Raw genomic sequence first — 15,573 nt, 5'->3', positions numbered from 1 at the left:
CAGGAGTGAGCCGGTTTTGCGAGCCCCGCAGTCGCGAACGAAGGTGGCGTGGTGAGCGCGAGGAGTGAGCCGGTTTTGCGAGCCCCGCAGTCGCGAACGAAGGTGGCGTGGTGAGCGCGAGGAGTGAGCCGGTTTTGCGAGCCCCGCAGTCGCGAGCGAAGGGAGCGCTGCGGTGAGCAAGACGGTGGTCCACGTGCTGCGGCACGGTGAGGTGCACAACCCGGATCAGATCCTCTACGGCCGGCTGCCCGGCTTCCGCCTGTCGGAGCTGGGCGTGCAGATGGCCAAGGCTGCGGCCCAGGGGCTCGCCGAGCGGGACGTGGTGCACGTGGGTGCCAGCCCTCTCGAACGTGCCCAGCAGACCGCCGAGCCGATCGCCGGGCAGTTCGGCCTGCCCGTCGGGGTGGACGAGCGGCTGATCGAGAGCGCCAACTGGTTCGAGGGCAAGAAGGTCTCCCCGGGCGACGGGTCGTTCCGCGACCCACGCAACTGGTGGGTGCTGCGCGACCCGGTCACCCCGTCCTGGGGCGAGGCGTACCGGGCCATCGCGGAGCGGATGTTCGCCGCCCTGCACGCGGCCCGGGTCGCCGCCGAGGGGCGCGAGGCCGTGCTGGTCTCCCACCAGCTCCCGATCTGGACGCTGCGCCGCCACGTCGAGCGCACACGGCTCTGGCACGACCCGCGGCGGCGGCAGTGCGGCCTGGCCAGTCTCACCTCGTTCCACTTCGACGGCGCGAAGATCGTCGGGATCGGCTACAGCGAGCCGGCCGCCCACCTGGTCGCCACATCGCCGACCGCCCGGACGGCCAAGGGGGCCTGATGCCAGCCCGAAGGTGGATCGCGGGACTTCTCGCGGCCGTGGCCACCACGGCGGCGCTGGCCGGCTGCTCCTCCGACAGTCAGGAGCAGCGCTGCGCCACCACCGACGGCGTCATCGAGTGCGCCCCCGACCAGCGGTCCACCGCCCCGAAGCTGTCCGGTGAGCTGCTCACCGGCGGCAGCTACGACGTCGCGACGGACCGCGGCCAGGTGATCGTGGTCAACTTCTGGGGATCCTGGTGCCAGCCCTGCCGGGCCGAGGCCGACGACCTGGAGGCCACCTACCAGGCCACCAAGGCTTCCGGGGTGAAATTCCTCGGCATCAACGTGCAGGACAACCGGGACAAGGCGCTCGCGTTCGAGGAGGGCCGGGTCACCTACCCCAGCCTCTTCGACCCCCCGAGCCGACTCGCCCTCGCCTTCGACATCTCGCCCACCACCATCCCGGCCACGGTCGTGCTGGACCGGGACGGCAGGGTGGCCGTGGTCATCCGGTCGGCGGTGACCCAGGAACGGCTGCAACCGATCGTCGCGCGGATCGCCGCCGAGCAGCCCCCGCCCAACGGCTCCCGCTGATGGGCGGGACCTTCCACGACGTCGCCCAGAGCGGGCCGCTGCTGCTGGCCATCGGCGCGGCGGCACTCGCCGGGCTGGTCAGCTTCCTGTCCCCGTGCATCCTTCCGCTGGTCCCCGGCTACCTCTCCTACGTCACCGGCCTGGCCGGCGCCGACCTGGAGGGCCGGGACACACCGGCGACGCCCCCCGCCGGCACCCCGGGCCCCGGGCCGGGCGCCGACGGCGGCGGCGTGGCGGTGCGGGAGCGGACCCGGGAACGAGGCCGGACGGCGGCGGCGGTCAAGGGCCGGGTGCTCGCCGGGACGCTGCTGTTCATCGCCGGGTTCACCGCCGTCTTCACCGCCACCGCGATCCTCTTCGCCAGCGTCGGCCGGGTCTTCATCCAGTACGAGCGGGCGCTGGAGATCGGCGCCGGTGCGCTGGTCATCGTGCTCGGGCTGGCCTTCGTCGGGGTGCTCCCCGGCCTCCAGCGGGAGTTCCGGATCCACCGGCTGCCCGCCGCCGGCCTGCTCGGGGCCCCCGTCTTCGGCGCGGTCTTCGCCCTGAGCTGGATGCCCTGCACCGGCCCCACGCTCGCGGCGGTGCTCGGCATGGCCACCCCCGGCGGGCAGACCGACCGGGCCGTGGTGCTCGCCGTGGCGTACTGCCTCGGGCTGGGGATACCGTTCGTCGTCTTCGGGCTGGCCTTCCACCGCCTGCTCGGGGTGTTCCGCGCCATCCGGCGCAACAGCCGCTGGGTCACCCGGGTCGGCGGCGTACTGCTGGTGCTGATCGGCCTCGCGCTGGTCACCGGCGGGTGGACCAACTTCGTCATCTGGTTGCAGACGACGTTCGGCGTGGGCGAGGTGAGCATCTGATGACAATCGTGACGGACCGGGCCGATCCCGAGGCGCCGCGCCGCCGGCCCAATCGGGCGCTGGCCCTGCTGCGCAACTCGTGGCGGCAGCTCACCAGCATGCGTACGGCGCTGATCCTGCTCTTCCTGCTCGCCGTCGCGGCCATCCCCGGCTCGGTGCTGCCGCAGCGTGGGGTGAACCTGGAGAAGGTCAACCAGTACTTCGTCGACCACCCCGAGCTGGCCCCGAGGCTGGACCGGATCGGCGCGTTCGAGGTGTTCGGGTCGGTCTGGTTCTCCGCCATCTACCTGCTGCTGTTCGCCTCGCTGATCGGCTGCATCCTGCCCCGGCTGCGCGACCACGTCCGCGCCCTGCGCACGCGGCCACCGGCCGCGCCGAAGCGCCTGGAGCGGCTGCCCCAGCATGCCGTGCGCACCGGTGTCGCCACCGACGCCGAGGCCGTCGCCGCCGAGCTGCGTCGGCGACGCTGGCGGGTGGTGGTACGCGGGAACGAGGTCTCCGCCGAGAAGGGATACCTCAAGGAGACCGGCAACCTGCTGTTCCACACCTCGCTGATCGCCGTGCTGATCGGGGTCGCCCTCGGCTCCTGGTTCGGCTGGCACGGCAACCGGCTCCTGGTGGCCGACGAGGACTTCTGCAACACCCGCCAGCAGTACGCCGAGGCCAAGCTCGGCCCCCAGGTGGACAGCGCCGACCTGCCGCCGTTCTGCCTGACCCTGAAGAGCTTCGACGCGCGGTTCCTGGAGTCGGCCCAGCCGGAGTTCTACCGGGCCACGGTCGACGTGGAGGAGGCGGGCCGTGCCACCCGGACGGAGTCGTTCTCGGTCAACTCACCGCTGCGCCTCGGCGACGCCAACGTCTACCTGCTCGGCCACGGCTACGCCCCGGTGCTGCGCTACACCGACCGGTACGGCAAGACCCAGACCAGCACGGTCCCGTTCCTGACCAGCGGGGACGCCACCCTGACCAGCGAGGGACTGGCGGCGTTCCCGGACGTCAACGTCGACCCGAGGACCGGCAAGCGGGACTCGAACCTCCAGGTGGCGTTCGAGGGGCTCTACCTGCCCACCGCCCCGCAGCAGGCCCCGTTCACCCGGTCGCAGTTCCCGACCGAGCGCAACCCGGCCGTGGTGCTCGTGGCGTACCGGGGGAACCTGGGCATGGACGCCGGCATCCCCGGCTCGGTGTACCAGCTCGACCAGCGTCAGGTCACCAACGGCAAGCTCAAGCAGGTCGGCGACAAGAAGCTAGCCTTCGGCGAGAAGTGGACGCTGGACGACGGCAGCGTGCTGGAGTTCGTCGGCACCAAGCCGTACATCACCCTGTCGGTGCGCTACGACCCCGGCTCGACGCTGCTGCTCGGCAGCTCGGCGGTGCTGCTGGTCGGCCTGATGAGCTCCCTGTTCGGCAAGCGCCGGCGCGTCTGGTTCCGGGTCACGCCGGCCGGATCGGGTGAGGCGGCCGACCCCGCCGACGGATCTCCGACGGGCGGTAGTAGCTTGATGGAGACCGGTGGCCTGCCGCGCACCGACTATCCGGGGTTCGCCGACGAGTTCGCGCAGCTCGTCGCCGCCGTCGGTGGCGACGGGGAGCCGGGCGAGCGGACCGGTGGGGGCCGTGACGCACGCGGTCCGGCCGGGACGCGAGAAGGAGCCGAGTGATGTCCGCACTCTCCGACCAGCTGGTCACGTTCGCGATCCTGGCGTACCTGGTCGCGATGATCTGCCACGCCGTCGAGTACGCCCTGGGCAACGCCAGGGCCGTCGCTCCGGCCGCGCGCGAGCTGGTCGGCGCGGGAGTCGGCGGGCCCGGCGGTCTGGTCGACGCGCCCGCCGCCCCGGTCGCACCGCCGGCCCGGGTCGGCCGCTCGGCGGATCGGGCCCGGCTGGCCGGCCTCGTCGCGGTCGGGATCACCGTCCTCGCCGCCGCGCTGCACCTCGCGGCAACGGTCACCCGCGGCATCGCCGCCGACCGGATGCCCTGGGGCAACATGTACGAGTTCGTGCTGACGATCTCGTTCATCGGGACGGCGGCCTGGCTCGGCGTGCTGTGGAAGCGCCCCTCGCTGCGCCGCCTGGGGCTGTTCCTCACCCTGGTGATGGTGCTGCTGCTCGCGTTCGCCGAGCTGAAGCTGTTCGTCGAGGTGGTGCCGCTGATGCCGGCGCTCCAGTCGTACTGGTTCATCGTGCACGTGTCGACGATCAGCTTCTCGTCCGGCATCTTCCTGCTCGGCGCGGTGCCGGCGATCGCGTTCCTCATGCGCAACGGGTACGAGCAGGGCAAACGCAGCTTCCCGTACACGTTGGCGGAGCGGCTGCCGACGGCGGCCGGCCTGGAGCGGCTGACCTTCGTGCTGCACGCCTTCGCGTTCCCCATCTTCACCTTCGCGGTGATCGCCGGCGCGATCTGGGCGGAGGCCGCGTGGGGCCGGCCGTGGGGCTGGGACCCGAAGGAGACCTGGGCGTTCATCTCCTGGGTGGTGTATGCGGGCTACCTGCACGCCCGGGCCACCCCGAGCGTGCGGCGGAACGTGGCCACCTGGCTCGCCATCCTCGGCTTCCTCACCATGCTGATGAACCTGTTCGGGGTGAACTTCTTCTTCACCGGCCTGCACTCCTACGCCGGCGTCGACTGATCCGGCACCGTCGCACCGATCCGGTGACCGCCGGGGCCAGCTCCTTCGTCAGGGACGTCGGTCAGGGCCGGGCGGCCCTCGTCGCGGTGAGGATCCGGTCCACCTGCCGGGTGACCTGGTAGGCCACCTCCGGCACGTCGGGCAGCTCGATCCGCTCGGCGCGCATGGTGAGCTGGGCGTGCAGTTCCCGGGCCACCGCGTCGCGGATCCGGACCAGCAGGGGGGAGAGGCCGTCCGGGTCCCCGGACACGTACGCGTCGCTCATGCCCTCATCGTGCCCCCTTGACCGGTCCCTCGGCCGGCGCTGCGATGTGGGTAACCACAGAGCCGAGAACGTTGGTTGTGCGAAACGTGGTGGTACTGAGCCGGGATCGGGTCAGGTGCCGAACCAGCCCGGGACGTCGAGGCGGAAGAAGTCGGCGGCAGCGACCGTGCGCAGGTCGTCCTCGATCGCAGCGACCCGCTCCGGGCCCAGGGTGGCCGCCCAGCGGTCGCGCAGCGCGTCGAAGGTCACCGCCGAGCGGGCCAGCCCGTCGCGGCCCCGCGCGGTCATCCGGACCAGCTTGCGGCGCGCGTCGTGCGGGTCGTCGGCGCGTTCCAGGTAGCCGAGGGCGACCAGCCGGTCGACTGTCTTGCCGGCGGCCTGCTTGGAGACGCCGAGGCGCTGGCCCAGCTCGGTGGCGGTGGTGCCGTCGGGGCCGACGGCCTGGAGGACGAAGCCGTGCAGCGGGCGCAGTTCGGGGTGCCCCTGCCGGGCCAGCTCCGCGTGCAGCTCGTCGATGAGCGTGCGGAAGCCGGCCAGCAGCAGCAGGGGCAGCGCGAAGCCGGGGCGGGCGGGATCAGAGCTTGCCATGTTCGACAACCACGTTTACGGTTTGGACAACCACGTTGACGATCGTACGTCACGGCCGGCGTCACGTGCCTACCGGAGAGCAGGTTCCCCATGCCCAGTCCCGCCTTCACCGCCCACACCGCCGACACCGCGCCCGCCGCCGCCCGGCCGATCATCGAGGGGGTACGGCGGAAGTTCGGCTACCTCCCGGCGCCGGCCGCCCTGATGGCCGAGTCGCCGCAGTTGCTCAAGGGCTTCCTCACCATCAACGGGGTCTTCGAGCAGTGCAGTCTCGACCCGGTGGAGCGGGAGGTCGTCGTGCTGACGGTCGCCACCCGCAACGAGTGCCACGTCTGCGTGGCGATGCACACCGGCACGCTGACCGGGCAGGGCGCCGACCCGGTGCTGGTCGGCGCGCTGCGCTCCGGCACGCCGCTGCCCGAGGCGCGGCTGGAGGCGCTGCGGCTGTTCACCCTGGCCGTGCTGGACCACCGGGGCGCGGTCCCGGACGACGCCATGCGCGCCTTCCTCGCCGCCGGCTACCGCCCCGGTAACGCCCTCGACGTGGTCCTCGGCGTCGGCACGTACACCATCTCCACCTTCGCCAACCGGCTCACCGACGCTCCGCTCGACCCCCAGCTCGCCGACCACGCCTGGCCGGTCGGCCCTGCGCCCGCCGCCGGCTGACCCGGCCGTCGCCCGGACCGTCGGACCAGCTGGGCCGGGCACGGGCCGGTGGGTCAGGCCGGGCGGAGGAAGTCCAGCAACAGCGCGAGGAGTTCGTCCGGCCGCTCCTCGTACAACCAGTGACCGCAGTCCTCGATCACCTCTCCCCGGACCGTCGTGGCGTACCGGCGGACCTGGTCGGCCACCTGGTCGCCGAGGCTGGCCCGACCGCCGACGGCCAGCACCGGCATCGGCAGCATCGTCGCCTGGTACGCGGCGTTGTCCTCGATGTCCTGACCGAACGCGCGGAAGTACGCGAAGCTCGCCCGTAGGTGCGCCTCGTCCCGCAGGTGCCGGGCGTACTCCTCGACGTCGTCGGGGCCGATGCTGCCCTTGCGGACCATCAGGGCGTCGGTGAACCGGTCCACCCAGAGCGTCTCCCGGCCGCTGACGAGCTGCTCGGGCAGCCCGTTGGTGAGGCTGAAGAAGCCGAAGTTCCACACCCCCGGGCCGGCCGGGGTCAGCGCGGGGAACGCGTAGACGCTCGCGTCGGGGATCGGCGCCTCGCTGAGCACCAACCGACTGACCCGGTCCGGGTGGGCGGCGGCGTACGCGTAGGCGACCATGGTGCCGACGTCGTGGCCGACCAGCCGGATGTCGCCGGCCACGCCCAACTCGGCGAGCAGCCCGTGCAGGTCGGCGGCGAGGGTCTTCTTGTCGTACCCGGCGGCCGGTGCATCGCTGTCACCGAAGCCGCGCAGGTCGGGGGCGATCACGTCGAAGTGCCGGGCCAGCCCCGGCAGCAGGGCCCGCCACATGTGCCAGGACTCCGGGTAGCCGTGCAGCAGCACCAGCGGCGGCCCCTGCCCGCCCCGGACGTGGTTGATCATGACCTCGCCGACCCGCACCCGTCGCTCGCCGAACTCCTCGGACACCCGTCCCCGACCCACCTGATCCCCTCCCTGGCACCCCACCCCGCCCCGCCGGTGCTGACTGCAAGTCATCGAGAGGCTACCGTGCGCTGGGAGTTCGGGGGGTGCGGTTGCGGAGGTGGCCCGGCCGGGTGCACGTTCGCGACTCATGTAGTCGGAGGCATGCCTGCCCCCGGGAGGGCGCGTGGGCGGGGCAGCTCAAGAGGGCCCGTCCGCGTACCCTGCCGGGGCGGAGGGAGTCCGCCGAACACGGCGACGGGTGATCTGCGTCGGCACGGGGCACCCGGAGCGGCGGTTCCGGCGGCCGGTGGGGGAGACTGGCTGTCATGGCGGCTCGTGGCTTCCCGTACACCGATCTGAAGGACTTCCTCGCGGCCCTGGAGCGGGCGGGGGAGCTGCGCCGGGTCAGCGTCCCGGTCGACCCGACGCTGGAGATGAGCGAGATCGTCACCCGGACCGTGCGGGCCGGCGGGCCGGCGCTGCTCTTCGAGCGGCCCACCCGGGGCGAGATGCCGGTGGCGCTCAACCTGTTCGGCACCGAGAAGCGGATGGCGATGGCGCTCGGGGTGGAGAACCTCGACGAGATCGGCGCGCGGATCGGCGAGATGCTCAAGCCGGAGCTGCCGCAGGGCCTCTCGGGCATGATGGGCGGGCTCGGCAAGGTCATGCAGCTCAAGTCGATGCCGCCGAAGAAGGTCAAGACCGCCCCCTGCCAGCAGGTGGTCTACCGCGGCGACGACGTCGACCTGAACCGGCTGCCGGGGTTGCAGGTGTGGCCGGGTGACGGCGGGATCTTCCACAACTTCGGTCTGACCCACACCAAGCACCCGGAGACCGGCAAACGCAACCTGGGGTTGTACCGGTTGCAGCAGCACTCGCGGAACGCCGTCGGTATGCACTGGCAGATCCACAAGAACTCCACGGCGCACCACGCGGTCGCCGAGCGGCTCGGCCAGCGGCTGCCGGTGGCGATCGCCATCGGCACCGAGCCCGCCGTCGCCTACGCGGCCAGCGCACCGCTCCCCGCCGACATCGACGAGTACCTGTTCGCGGGTTTCCTGCGCGGCGAGCGGGTCGAGATGGTGGACTGCCTGACGGTTCCGTTGCAGGTGCCGGCGCACGCGCAGATCGTCCTGGAGGGCTACATCGAGCCGGGCGAGCGGCTCCCGGAGGGCCCGTTCGGCGACCACACCGGCTTCTACACGCCGGTGGAGCCCTTCCCGGTCATGCACATCGAGTGCATGACCATGCAGCGCGACCCGGTCTACCACTCGATCGTCACGTCGCAACCACCGCAGGAGGACCATGGCCTCGGCAAGGCCACCGAGCGCATCTTCGCGCCGCTGCTGCGCTTCCTGATCCCGGACATCGTCGACTACGACCTGCCCGCCGCCGGGGTATTCCACAACTGCGCGATCGTGTCGATCCGCAAGCGCTACCCGAAGCACGCGCAGAAGGTGATGAACGCCATCTGGGGCGCGCACATGATGTCGCTGACCAAGCTGATCGTGATCGTCGACGAGGACTGCGACGTGCACAACTACAACGAGGTCGCGTTCCGGGCGTTCGGCAACGTCGACTACGCCCGAGACCTGCTGCTCACCGAGGGGCCCGTCGACCACCTCGACCACGCCTCGTACCAGCAGTTCTGGGGCGGCAAGGCGGGCGTCGACGCCACCCGGAAGCTGCCCACCGAGGGCTATACCCGGGGCTGGCCGGAGGAGATGACCATGGCCCCCGAGGTCGTCTCCCTGGTCGACAAGCGCTGGAAGGAGTACGGGATCCGATGACCGCCGCCGTCACGGAGTCCGTCGAGCGCCCCGGCCGGGTCAAGTCCTTCCTGAAGCTCGTCGCGATCGAACACTCCGTCTTCGCGCTGCCGTTCGCGTACCTGTCGGCGCTGACCGCGATGCAGGTCCACGGCGGGCGGGTGCGCTGGGGAGACCTGCTGCTGATCACCGTGGCGATGGTCGGGGCGCGGACGTTCGCGATGGCCGCCAACCGCATCCTCGACCGGCGGATCGACGCGCGGAATCCCCGTACCTCCTCCCGGGAGCTGGTCACCGGGGCGGTGAGCGTGCGGACGGCCTGGACCGGCGCGGCCGTCGCGCTGGTGGTCTTCCTCGCCGCAGCCGCACTGCTCAACCCGCTCTGCCTGGCGCTCGCGCCGCTAGCCGTGGTGCCGCTGGTCGTCTACCCGTACGGCAAGCGGTTCACCAACTGGCCGCACGCGATCCTCGCGGTCGCCCAGGCGGTCGGCCCGGTCGGCGCGTGGTTCGCGGTCACCGGCACCTTCGCCGGCTCGTGGCCGGCCTGGCTGCTCGGCGCGGCCGTCGGGCTGTGGATCGGCGGCTTCGACCTGATCTACGCCTGCCAGGACGCCGACGTGGACCGGAGGATCGGCGTGCACAGCGTCCCCGCCCGGTACGGGCTGCGCTTCGCCCTGCACGCCTCCACCGTCACGCACGTGGTGACGTTCGCGCTGTTCATCTGGTTCGGGGCGCTGGTCGGGTTCGGCTGGCTCTGGTGGATCGGGCTGGCGCTGACCGCCGTCGCGTTCGGCTACCAGCACCTGGTGGTGTCGCCGACCGACCTGAGCAAGGTCAATCGGGCGTTCTTCACCGCGAACGGGTTCGTCGGCATCGCGCTGTTCGTGCTCGCCCTGCTCGACCTGGTGGTACGGCTCGACCTGCGCCCCTGAGCCGGCCTGCGCCCCTGAAGCCCGCTTCCGGTCGGGCCCGTCAGTCCCGGGCGGCCGGGGTGGGGTAGCGGGCGCTCTCCAGGGTCCACTCGATGGTGCCCCGGACGGCGTCGGCGACCCCGTCGAGGTGGTCGGTGACGGCCTCGTCCAGCGCCGGGCCGAACGACGGCACGGTCGCGCGGAGCTCGACGAAGCGGCGCATCGCCGCCCGCCAGCGCTCGGCGGCCAGGTCGATCGCGGCGGCGACCGGGACGCCCCGCTCGGCGGCCAGCGCGAGCACCAGGTTGTGCCCGCCCGAGGTGGCCCGGTCCCGCTCCAGCGAGGCGAGGTCGTTGTACCAGGAGAGCAGGTCGTTGCCGAGGTCGGCGATCTCGCGCAGCAGCGGGTGGTGGTACACCGCGTCGGGCAGCGGGCGGCCGGTGACGAACTCGATCAGCGGATACGACACGTACGCCGCCGAGGTGGCCCGGCGCAGCTCGACGTACCGGGCCACGTCCGGCGGCCGACCGGCGGCCTTCTCCACCGCCTCCTGCCACGTCCCGTGCAGGTGGTGGCCGACCGCGTCGGCGAACCGCAGCCGCCAGCGGGCCGGCATCCGGCGGCGCGGCTCCCGCCAGGCCCGCAGCAGCAGCCGGCGCAGCGGGCCGGTGAGCCCCGGGTGGCGGATCCGGTGCCCCTCCCGCAGCAGCCACAGCGTCCCGTCGCGCAGGGCCCGGATCTGCTGCGGGGCCAGCCGGTGCGGGCCGTCGCAGGCGTCGTCGACCAGGAAGAACCAGGTGAACAGGGCGGCCACCACCCGCAGGTCGGCCTCGGTGGCCTGCGGGTAGAGCCGGCTGGCGTAGCGGGCGAAACCCGCGCGGGACAGCCGGTCCAGCGCCGGGCCGTCCAGCGGCAGGCCGAGGCCGGGCAGCAGGTCGTCGAGCCACCGCTGCACGCGATCGGCGTGCGGGGACAGCCTCGGCGGGATGGGGCAGTGGGAGCGAAGCGACCAGAGGATGTCGCCGGTCATCATCGGTTCCTCCCAGGGGCGTGGGATCGCGCCCACGGCAGCATGGCAGGTCGGTACCGTGGGCGGGGGGCCGGCCCGGCGGACCCGAGGGCGGCCGACGGCCGCCCGTCGTGACCAGGCAGGCTGGACGGTATGCGTGAACCATGGGTGGTGGGAGTCTCCGGTGCGTCGGGCACGCCGTACGCCGCCGCGGTCGTGAGCGGGCTGCTGGACGCCGGCGAGCCGGTGGACCTGATCGTCTCCCGCGCCGCGCGGCTGACCATCCTCGACGAAACCGGGCGGGCCTTCCGCGACGGGCACTGGGCCGAGGACCTCGCGGCCTGGCTCGGCCGGGACCTGGGCGACGCCGACGTGCGGCACTGGCCCGCCGGTGATCTCGCCGCCGGCCCCAGCAGCGGCTCCTACCGGGTACGCGGCATGGCGGTCGTGCCGGCCAGCACGGCCGCCTGCGCCGGCATCGCGATCGGGCTGTCCAAGGACCTGTTGCAGCGGGCCGCGGAGGTCAACCTCAAGGAGCGCCGGCCGCTGGTGGTGGTGCCCCGCGAGACGCCGGTGACCCGCAGCCACCTGGAGCACCTGATCGCCCTGCACGACGCCGGGGCGGTGGTGCTGCCCGCCAGCCCGGGCTTCTACGGCGCCGGCGCGTCCGCCTCGGCGCAGCAACTCGTCGACTTCGTGGCGGGGAAGGTGCTCGACGCCCTGGGCGTACCGCACACGTTGTTCCGGCGCTGGTCCGGCGAGCTGGGCACCGGCCGTACCGGCGGCCCGGACGCCGGCCGCCGCTGAGCGGGGGCGGTGTCGTCGGGACGCGGACCGGGCGGGCCGGTCCGCGTGCCCCGTCAGTGCACCTGGTCAGTACATCCCGGCGTTGGCCGGGCCGGGGCCGGTCGATGCCGCGGGGCCGACGTTACGCGTCTTTCCCATGTCGTCCGCCTCGTCCAGCATGCCCTCCCCTTCCAGCAGGGCCCGCACCTCGGATTCCCGAAACCGGCGATGCCCGCCTGGAGTCCGGATGCTGCCTATCCGGCCGGCCGCCGCCCATCGCGTCACCGTCTTCGGGTCCACCCGAAACAGTGCGGCAACCTCACCCGGTGTCAGCAGGCGATCTCCAGTGTCCACAGCCCCCTCCTCGCGTCGACGAAGCCCCCGGCTGAACACACTGCCCCCGGCCGGTGCGAGCCCAGAGCCGTCATGAGGGACGTATGGCAATTACAGCACCAGCGACCTGGCCTGTCCGCCAAACGCGAAAAAAGCACTGAGTGGGAAGTTAGTAAATGCTACCGGCGCGGTTCTCCCTTGACCGAAGGTCTGCGAACACTCACCTGCTGTCAGGTGCAACGTATGTCGAGCGCCGGACGTTACGCCCGAACGACTAGGGTCACAGTCCGTGGACGCCATCGACCGGAGCCTCGTCGCGCTGTTGCAGGGCAATGCCCGACTCTCGTACGCCGAGCTGGCCCGCCAGGTCGGCCTCTCCGCCCCCGCCGTGCACGAACGGGTCGGGAAACTGGAGTCCGGCGGGGTGATCCGGGCGTACCGGGCGGAGGTGGAGCCCGAGTCCATCGGCCTCGGGGTGACCGCGCTGATCAGCATCGTCGAGGACTCCGGCGGGGACACCGACGACGTGCTGGAGGCGTTCCGACGGATGCCCGAGATCGAGTCCTGCTACTTCATGGCGGGGGTCGAGTCGTTCCTGCTCAAGGCCCGGGTCGGCACCATCGCCGAGCTGGAGCAGCTCATCGTCCGACTGAACCGGACCCCCGGGGTGGCCTCCACCCGTACCGGGATCGCGCTGTCGACGAAGTGGGAGAACCGTCCCCAGTCGATCGGACCGCCCACGGCCTGAGCGCGGCTCTGGCGCGCGGCGTGCCACGGCGGTAGGTTGCGCCGGTGACGTCGCCGGTGCGGGGAACGGCCGTGGTGACCGGCGCGGCCGGTGGCCTGGGCCGCGCGCTGGCCGCCGCCCTGCACGCCGACGGCTGGCCTGTCCTGCTCACCGACCTGGACGCCGACGCCGTCGCCGCCGTGGCCGCGCCGCTCGGCGGCTGGTCCCGGCCGCTGGACGTGCGCGACGAGACGGACTGCGCGGCGGTGGCCGCCGAGGCGGCCGGGCGGTCGCCCGACGGCCTCGGCCTCTGGGTCAACAACGCCGGCATCCTGGCCACCGGTCCCGCCTGGGAGCAGGACGAGCGGACCCGCCGCCGGATCATCGAGGTGAACGCCCTCGGCGCGATGGCCGGCACCCTCGCCGCGCTGGCGGTGATGCGGGCACAGGGGCGCGGGCACGTGCTCAACGTCGTCTCGCTGGCCGGGCTGGTCGCCGCTCCCGGCGAGACGATGTACGCCGCCAGCAAGCATGCCCTGCTCGCGTTCAGCCTGGGCACCCTGGCCGACCTGCGAGGGGCAGGGCACCGGGACGTACACGTCTCGTGCCTGTGCCCGGACGGGATCTGGACGCCGATGCTGCACGACCGGCTCGACGACCCGGGGGCCGTGGCGTCCTTCACCGGGACGCTGCTGACCCCCGAGCGGGTCGCCGCGCGGGCGGTCCGGCTGGCCCGGCGGCCGCGGCCCGTGGTGGCGCTGCCCCGCTGGCGCGGCGCGCAGGTCCGGCTGCTCGACGCGCTCCCCGGGCTCGCCGTGGCGTTGACCCCGCTGATCCGGGCCACCGGCCGGGCCGGGCAGCGGCGGCAGCGCCGCCGGGGCGGCTCCGGCCGGGCCTGACCCGTCTTGCTACGTTTTCGCACGTGACTCATCTCGACCGGTGCGACGAAGCCAGCCGGACGTGGGTGACCGGGGCGATCGCCACGGTCGAGGCGGACGCCAACCGGTCCGCCGACACCCACCTGCTGCCGTTCCCGCTCCCCCGGGAGTGGGGGATCGACCTCTACCTCAAGGACGAGTCGTCGCACCCGACCGGCTCGCTCAAGCACCGGCTCGCCCGCTCGCTGTTCCTGTACGGGCTGTGCAACGGCTGGATCGGCCCCGGGACGACCGTCATCGAGGCGTCCTCCGGTTCGACGGCGGTCTCCGAGGCGTACTTCGCCCGGATGCTGGGGCTGCCGTTCATCGCGGTGATGCCGGCGTCCACCTCACCCGAGAAGATCGCCCAGATCGAGTTCCAGGGCGGGCGCTGCCACCTGGTCGACGACCCGGCGAAGGTGGTGGTCGAGGCGCGCTGGCTGGCCGAGGACTCCGGCGGCCACTTCATGGACCAGTTCACCTACGCGGAGCGGGCCACCGACTGGCGGGGCAACAACAACATCGCCGAGTCGATCTACGCGCAGCTCACGCTGGAGCGGCACCCCGTGCCGGCCTGGATCGTGGTCGGCGCCGGGACCGGCGGCACCAGCGCCACCATCGGCCGGTACACCCGGTACCGCCGGCTGCCCACCAAGCTGTGCGTGGTCGACCCGGAGAACTCGGCGTTCTACCCGGCCTGGCAGGCGGCCGACTGGTCGGTGCGTACCGGCCGGGGCTCCCGGATCGAGGGCATCGGCCGGCCCAGCGTCGAGGCGTCGTTCCTGCCCGCCGTGGTGGACCGGATGGTCCAGGTGCCCGACGCCGCTTCCCTGGCCGCCATGCGGGCCGGCTCGGCCCTGCTCGGCCGCCGGGTGGGCGGCTCCACCGGAACCAACCTCTGGGGCGCGTTCGGGCTGATCGCCGGCATGCTCGCCGAGGGGCGCACCGGCTCGGTGGTCACCCTGATCTGCGACCCCGGGGACCGGTACGCCGACACGTACTACTCCGACGACTGGGTGGCCGGGCAGGGGCTCGACCTCGCCCCGCACCTGGCCGCCGTCGACCGTTTCCTCGCCACCGGCGCCTGGCCCCGGTAGGAAACCGGCCCCGGCGGCGGGGCCGGCGGGCGACCGGCCAGCCGGCCCGGGCGGCGGGAGACGCCGACGTGCGCGTCAGCGCCCCGGGACCCGCTCCGCGAGGCCCGGGTAGCGCAGCACCCAGCCGTCCGGGTCGACGTCCAGGTCGGTGGTGAAGGTGCCGCTGGCGAACCGGACCCGGCCCGCGCCGAGCGCCGAGTAGACCTGTTCGGCGGGGACCACCGCCAGGCTGGGCACCAGCACCCACGCCACGGTGATCCGGTGCGTGGTGTCGGCCGGCTCCGAGGCCAGCCGCAGCCGGCGTACCGGGAGGGTGTTGAACAGCGGCGATCCGCCGAGGTCGACGTCGACCGCGTCGGCCAGCCGGTCCGGCTCGTCGGTGCCCGGCAGCCCGGCCGGGGGACGCCCGGCGGCCCGCAGCGCGGCGTCCAGGTCGCCCTGCTCGGAAGTGGTCACCCGCCACCGTTCACCGGCCGGTTCCAGCCGTACGCTCCGCTGCCAGCCCGCCCCTTCCGCCTCGACCTCCAGCCGGCGGACCGTCCAGTCCGGCCCGGTGGTCAGCTGGTAGCGGCAGGTGTAGGCGATCGGGTCGACGGCCATCGCGACACCTCGCGCGGTCAGCCCGTCCCGGTCGTCCAGCAGGGCGTGCTCGGCACCGGCGGTGTCCGTCCGGGCCCAGAACAGCGACTTCGGCATGGTCGGCATGA

18 protein-coding genes are annotated in these 15,573 nt (G+C 72.8%); 12 read left to right on the top strand and 6 right to left on the bottom strand.

The features are described 5' to 3' along the window. Nucleotides 1–172 precede the first annotated feature (172 nt). The 5 genes from ABT023_RS09480 to ccsB are packed head-to-tail and all read left to right on the top strand — an operon-like array spanning nucleotide 173 to nucleotide 4,887. Complete coding sequence (locus ABT023_RS09480; RefSeq protein ID WP_350883487.1) at nucleotides 173–820, top strand: histidine phosphatase family protein; 648 nt, start codon at nucleotides 173–175, stop codon at nucleotides 818–820. After that, a complete protein-coding gene (locus ABT023_RS09475; RefSeq protein WP_350883485.1) occupies nucleotides 820–1,395 on the top strand; it encodes a TlpA family protein disulfide reductase in 576 nt (191 codons plus the stop codon). Before ABT023_RS09480 ends, ABT023_RS09475 begins: the two co-directional genes overlap by 1 nt. Beyond that, the gene (locus ABT023_RS09470; RefSeq protein ID WP_350883483.1) at nucleotides 1,395–2,252 is read left to right on the top strand and encodes a cytochrome c biogenesis CcdA family protein; all 858 of its coding nucleotides are present in this window, start codon (nucleotides 1,395–1,397) and stop codon (nucleotides 2,250–2,252) included. The genes ABT023_RS09475 and ABT023_RS09470 overlap by 1 nt, the downstream gene beginning before the upstream one ends. Further along, entirely contained in the window at nucleotides 2,252–3,913 is a 1,662-nt protein-coding gene (gene resB, locus ABT023_RS09465; RefSeq protein WP_350883481.1) for a cytochrome c biogenesis protein ResB, read from the top strand. The genes ABT023_RS09470 and resB overlap by 1 nt, the downstream gene beginning before the upstream one ends. After that, nucleotides 3,913–4,887 (top strand): c-type cytochrome biogenesis protein CcsB, encoded by a 975-nt coding sequence (ccsB, locus tag ABT023_RS09460; protein WP_350883479.1) that lies wholly within the window; start codon nucleotides 3,913–3,915, stop codon nucleotides 4,885–4,887. The genes resB and ccsB overlap by 1 nt, the downstream gene beginning before the upstream one ends. A 61-nt stretch (nucleotides 4,888–4,948) precedes the next feature. Here ccsB and ABT023_RS09455 read toward each other — a convergent pair whose 3' ends face one another. Beyond that, nucleotides 4,949–5,152, bottom strand: a complete 204-nt coding sequence (locus ABT023_RS09455) for a hypothetical protein (protein WP_350883477.1) — start codon at nucleotides 5,150–5,152, stop codon at nucleotides 4,949–4,951. Nucleotides 5,153–5,263: 111 nt separating this feature from the next. Further along, on the bottom strand, nucleotides 5,264–5,740 hold the full coding sequence (locus tag ABT023_RS09450) for a MarR family winged helix-turn-helix transcriptional regulator (RefSeq protein ID WP_350883475.1): 477 nt from the start codon (nucleotides 5,738–5,740) through the stop codon (nucleotides 5,264–5,266). 90 nt (nucleotides 5,741–5,830) lie between these two features. On the opposite strand from ABT023_RS09450, the gene ABT023_RS09445 reads away from it, so the two are divergent. After that, nucleotides 5,831–6,406 carry a carboxymuconolactone decarboxylase family protein gene (locus tag ABT023_RS09445; RefSeq protein ID WP_350883473.1) on the top strand — a complete coding sequence of 192 codons (576 nt, stop codon included), beginning with the start codon at nucleotides 5,831–5,833 and terminating at the stop codon, nucleotides 6,404–6,406. A 53-nt stretch (nucleotides 6,407–6,459) separates the two neighbouring features. Here ABT023_RS09445 and ABT023_RS09440 read toward each other — a convergent pair whose 3' ends face one another. After that, nucleotides 6,460–7,335 (bottom strand): alpha/beta fold hydrolase, encoded by an 876-nt coding sequence (locus tag ABT023_RS09440; protein ID WP_350883471.1) that lies wholly within the window; start codon nucleotides 7,333–7,335, stop codon nucleotides 6,460–6,462. A gap of 308 nt (nucleotides 7,336–7,643) precedes the next feature. Here ABT023_RS09440 and ABT023_RS09435 point away from each other — a divergent pair, with 308 nt between their 5' ends. Together ABT023_RS09435 and mqnP are read left to right on the top strand one after the other, a co-directional pair. After that, nucleotides 7,644–9,107 (top strand): menaquinone biosynthesis decarboxylase, encoded by a 1,464-nt coding sequence (locus ABT023_RS09435; RefSeq protein ID WP_350883469.1) that lies wholly within the window; start codon nucleotides 7,644–7,646, stop codon nucleotides 9,105–9,107. Next, the gene (gene mqnP / locus ABT023_RS09430) at nucleotides 9,083–10,018 is read left to right on the top strand and encodes a menaquinone biosynthesis prenyltransferase MqnP (protein ID WP_502890631.1); all 936 of its coding nucleotides are present in this window, start codon (nucleotides 9,083–9,085) and stop codon (nucleotides 10,016–10,018) included. The genes ABT023_RS09435 and mqnP overlap by 25 nt, the downstream gene beginning before the upstream one ends. A 40-nt stretch (nucleotides 10,019–10,058) precedes the next feature. On the opposite strand, the gene ABT023_RS09425 is transcribed toward mqnP, so the two are convergent. Further along, nucleotides 10,059–11,027: a terpene synthase family protein gene (locus ABT023_RS09425; RefSeq protein WP_350883465.1), complete on the bottom strand. Its 969-nt coding sequence runs from the start codon at nucleotides 11,025–11,027 to the stop codon at nucleotides 10,059–10,061. Nucleotides 11,028–11,159: 132 nt separating this feature from the next. Between ABT023_RS09425 and ABT023_RS09420 the strand changes: the two genes are divergently transcribed. After that, the gene (locus tag ABT023_RS09420) at nucleotides 11,160–11,813 is read left to right on the top strand and encodes a UbiX family flavin prenyltransferase (RefSeq protein WP_350883463.1); all 654 of its coding nucleotides are present in this window, start codon (nucleotides 11,160–11,162) and stop codon (nucleotides 11,811–11,813) included. A gap of 66 nt (nucleotides 11,814–11,879) precedes the next feature. Here the strand turns inward: ABT023_RS09420 and ABT023_RS09415 are convergent, their stop codons facing one another. After that, the gene (locus ABT023_RS09415; RefSeq protein WP_350883461.1) at nucleotides 11,880–12,146 is read right to left on the bottom strand and encodes a BldC family transcriptional regulator; all 267 of its coding nucleotides are present in this window, start codon (nucleotides 12,144–12,146) and stop codon (nucleotides 11,880–11,882) included. Between the two features lie 268 nt (nucleotides 12,147–12,414). Between ABT023_RS09415 and ABT023_RS09410 the strand changes: the two genes are divergently transcribed. The 3 genes from ABT023_RS09410 to cds1 are packed head-to-tail and all read left to right on the top strand — an operon-like array spanning nucleotide 12,415 to nucleotide 14,866. Beyond that, complete coding sequence (locus tag ABT023_RS09410) at nucleotides 12,415–12,873, top strand: Lrp/AsnC family transcriptional regulator (RefSeq protein WP_350883459.1); 459 nt, start codon at nucleotides 12,415–12,417, stop codon at nucleotides 12,871–12,873. A 44-nt stretch (nucleotides 12,874–12,917) separates the two neighbouring features. After that, nucleotides 12,918–13,751, top strand: a complete 834-nt coding sequence (locus ABT023_RS09405) for an SDR family NAD(P)-dependent oxidoreductase (RefSeq protein ID WP_350883457.1) — start codon at nucleotides 12,918–12,920, stop codon at nucleotides 13,749–13,751. Between the two features lie 23 nt (nucleotides 13,752–13,774). Beyond that, complete coding sequence (gene cds1 / locus ABT023_RS09400; protein ID WP_350883455.1) at nucleotides 13,775–14,866, top strand: L-cysteine desulfhydrase Cds1; 1,092 nt, start codon at nucleotides 13,775–13,777, stop codon at nucleotides 14,864–14,866. Between the two features lie 75 nt (nucleotides 14,867–14,941). On the opposite strand, the gene ABT023_RS09395 is transcribed toward cds1, so the two are convergent. Continuing rightward, entirely contained in the window at nucleotides 14,942–15,562 is a 621-nt protein-coding gene (locus tag ABT023_RS09395) for a putative glycolipid-binding domain-containing protein (protein ID WP_350883676.1), read from the bottom strand. Nucleotides 15,563–15,573 lie beyond the last annotated feature (11 nt).

The sequence above is a fragment of the Micromonospora sp. NPDC002296 genome, assembly GCF_040296145.1.
In the GTDB taxonomy this organism is placed as follows: Bacteria; Actinomycetota; Actinomycetes; order Mycobacteriales; family Micromonosporaceae; genus Micromonospora.
The sequence above is the reverse complement of the archived record's forward strand: the minus strand, read 5'-3'. Positions and strand labels throughout refer to the sequence as shown.

Bases quoted from the DNA above. Each gene is read 5' to 3' on its own strand.
- ABT023_RS09475 (WP_350883485.1), top strand. From the start codon at position 820: ATGCCAGCCCGAAGGTGGATCGCGGGACTTCTCGCGGCCGTGGCCACC.
- ABT023_RS09470 (WP_350883483.1), top strand. From the start codon at position 1,395: ATGGGCGGGACCTTCCACGACGTCGCCCAGAGCGGGCCGCTGCTGCTG.
- resB (WP_350883481.1), top strand. From the start codon at position 2,252: ATGACAATCGTGACGGACCGGGCCGATCCCGAGGCGCCGCGCCGCCGG.
- ccsB (WP_350883479.1), top strand. From the start codon at position 3,913: ATGTCCGCACTCTCCGACCAGCTGGTCACGTTCGCGATCCTGGCGTAC.
- ABT023_RS09455 (WP_350883477.1), bottom strand. From the start codon at position 5,152: ATGAGCGACGCGTACGTGTCCGGGGACCCGGACGGCCTCTCCCCCCTG.
- ABT023_RS09450 (WP_350883475.1), bottom strand. From the start codon at position 5,740: ATGGCAAGCTCTGATCCCGCCCGCCCCGGCTTCGCGCTGCCCCTGCTG.
- ABT023_RS09445 (WP_350883473.1), top strand. From the start codon at position 5,831: ATGCCCAGTCCCGCCTTCACCGCCCACACCGCCGACACCGCGCCCGCC.
- ABT023_RS09435 (WP_350883469.1), top strand. From the start codon at position 7,644: ATGGCGGCTCGTGGCTTCCCGTACACCGATCTGAAGGACTTCCTCGCG.
- ABT023_RS09425 (WP_350883465.1), bottom strand. From the start codon at position 11,027: ATGACCGGCGACATCCTCTGGTCGCTTCGCTCCCACTGCCCCATCCCG.
- ABT023_RS09420 (WP_350883463.1), top strand. From the start codon at position 11,160: ATGCGTGAACCATGGGTGGTGGGAGTCTCCGGTGCGTCGGGCACGCCG.
- ABT023_RS09395 (WP_350883676.1), bottom strand. From the start codon at position 15,562: ATGCCGAAGTCGCTGTTCTGGGCCCGGACGGACACCGCCGGTGCCGAG.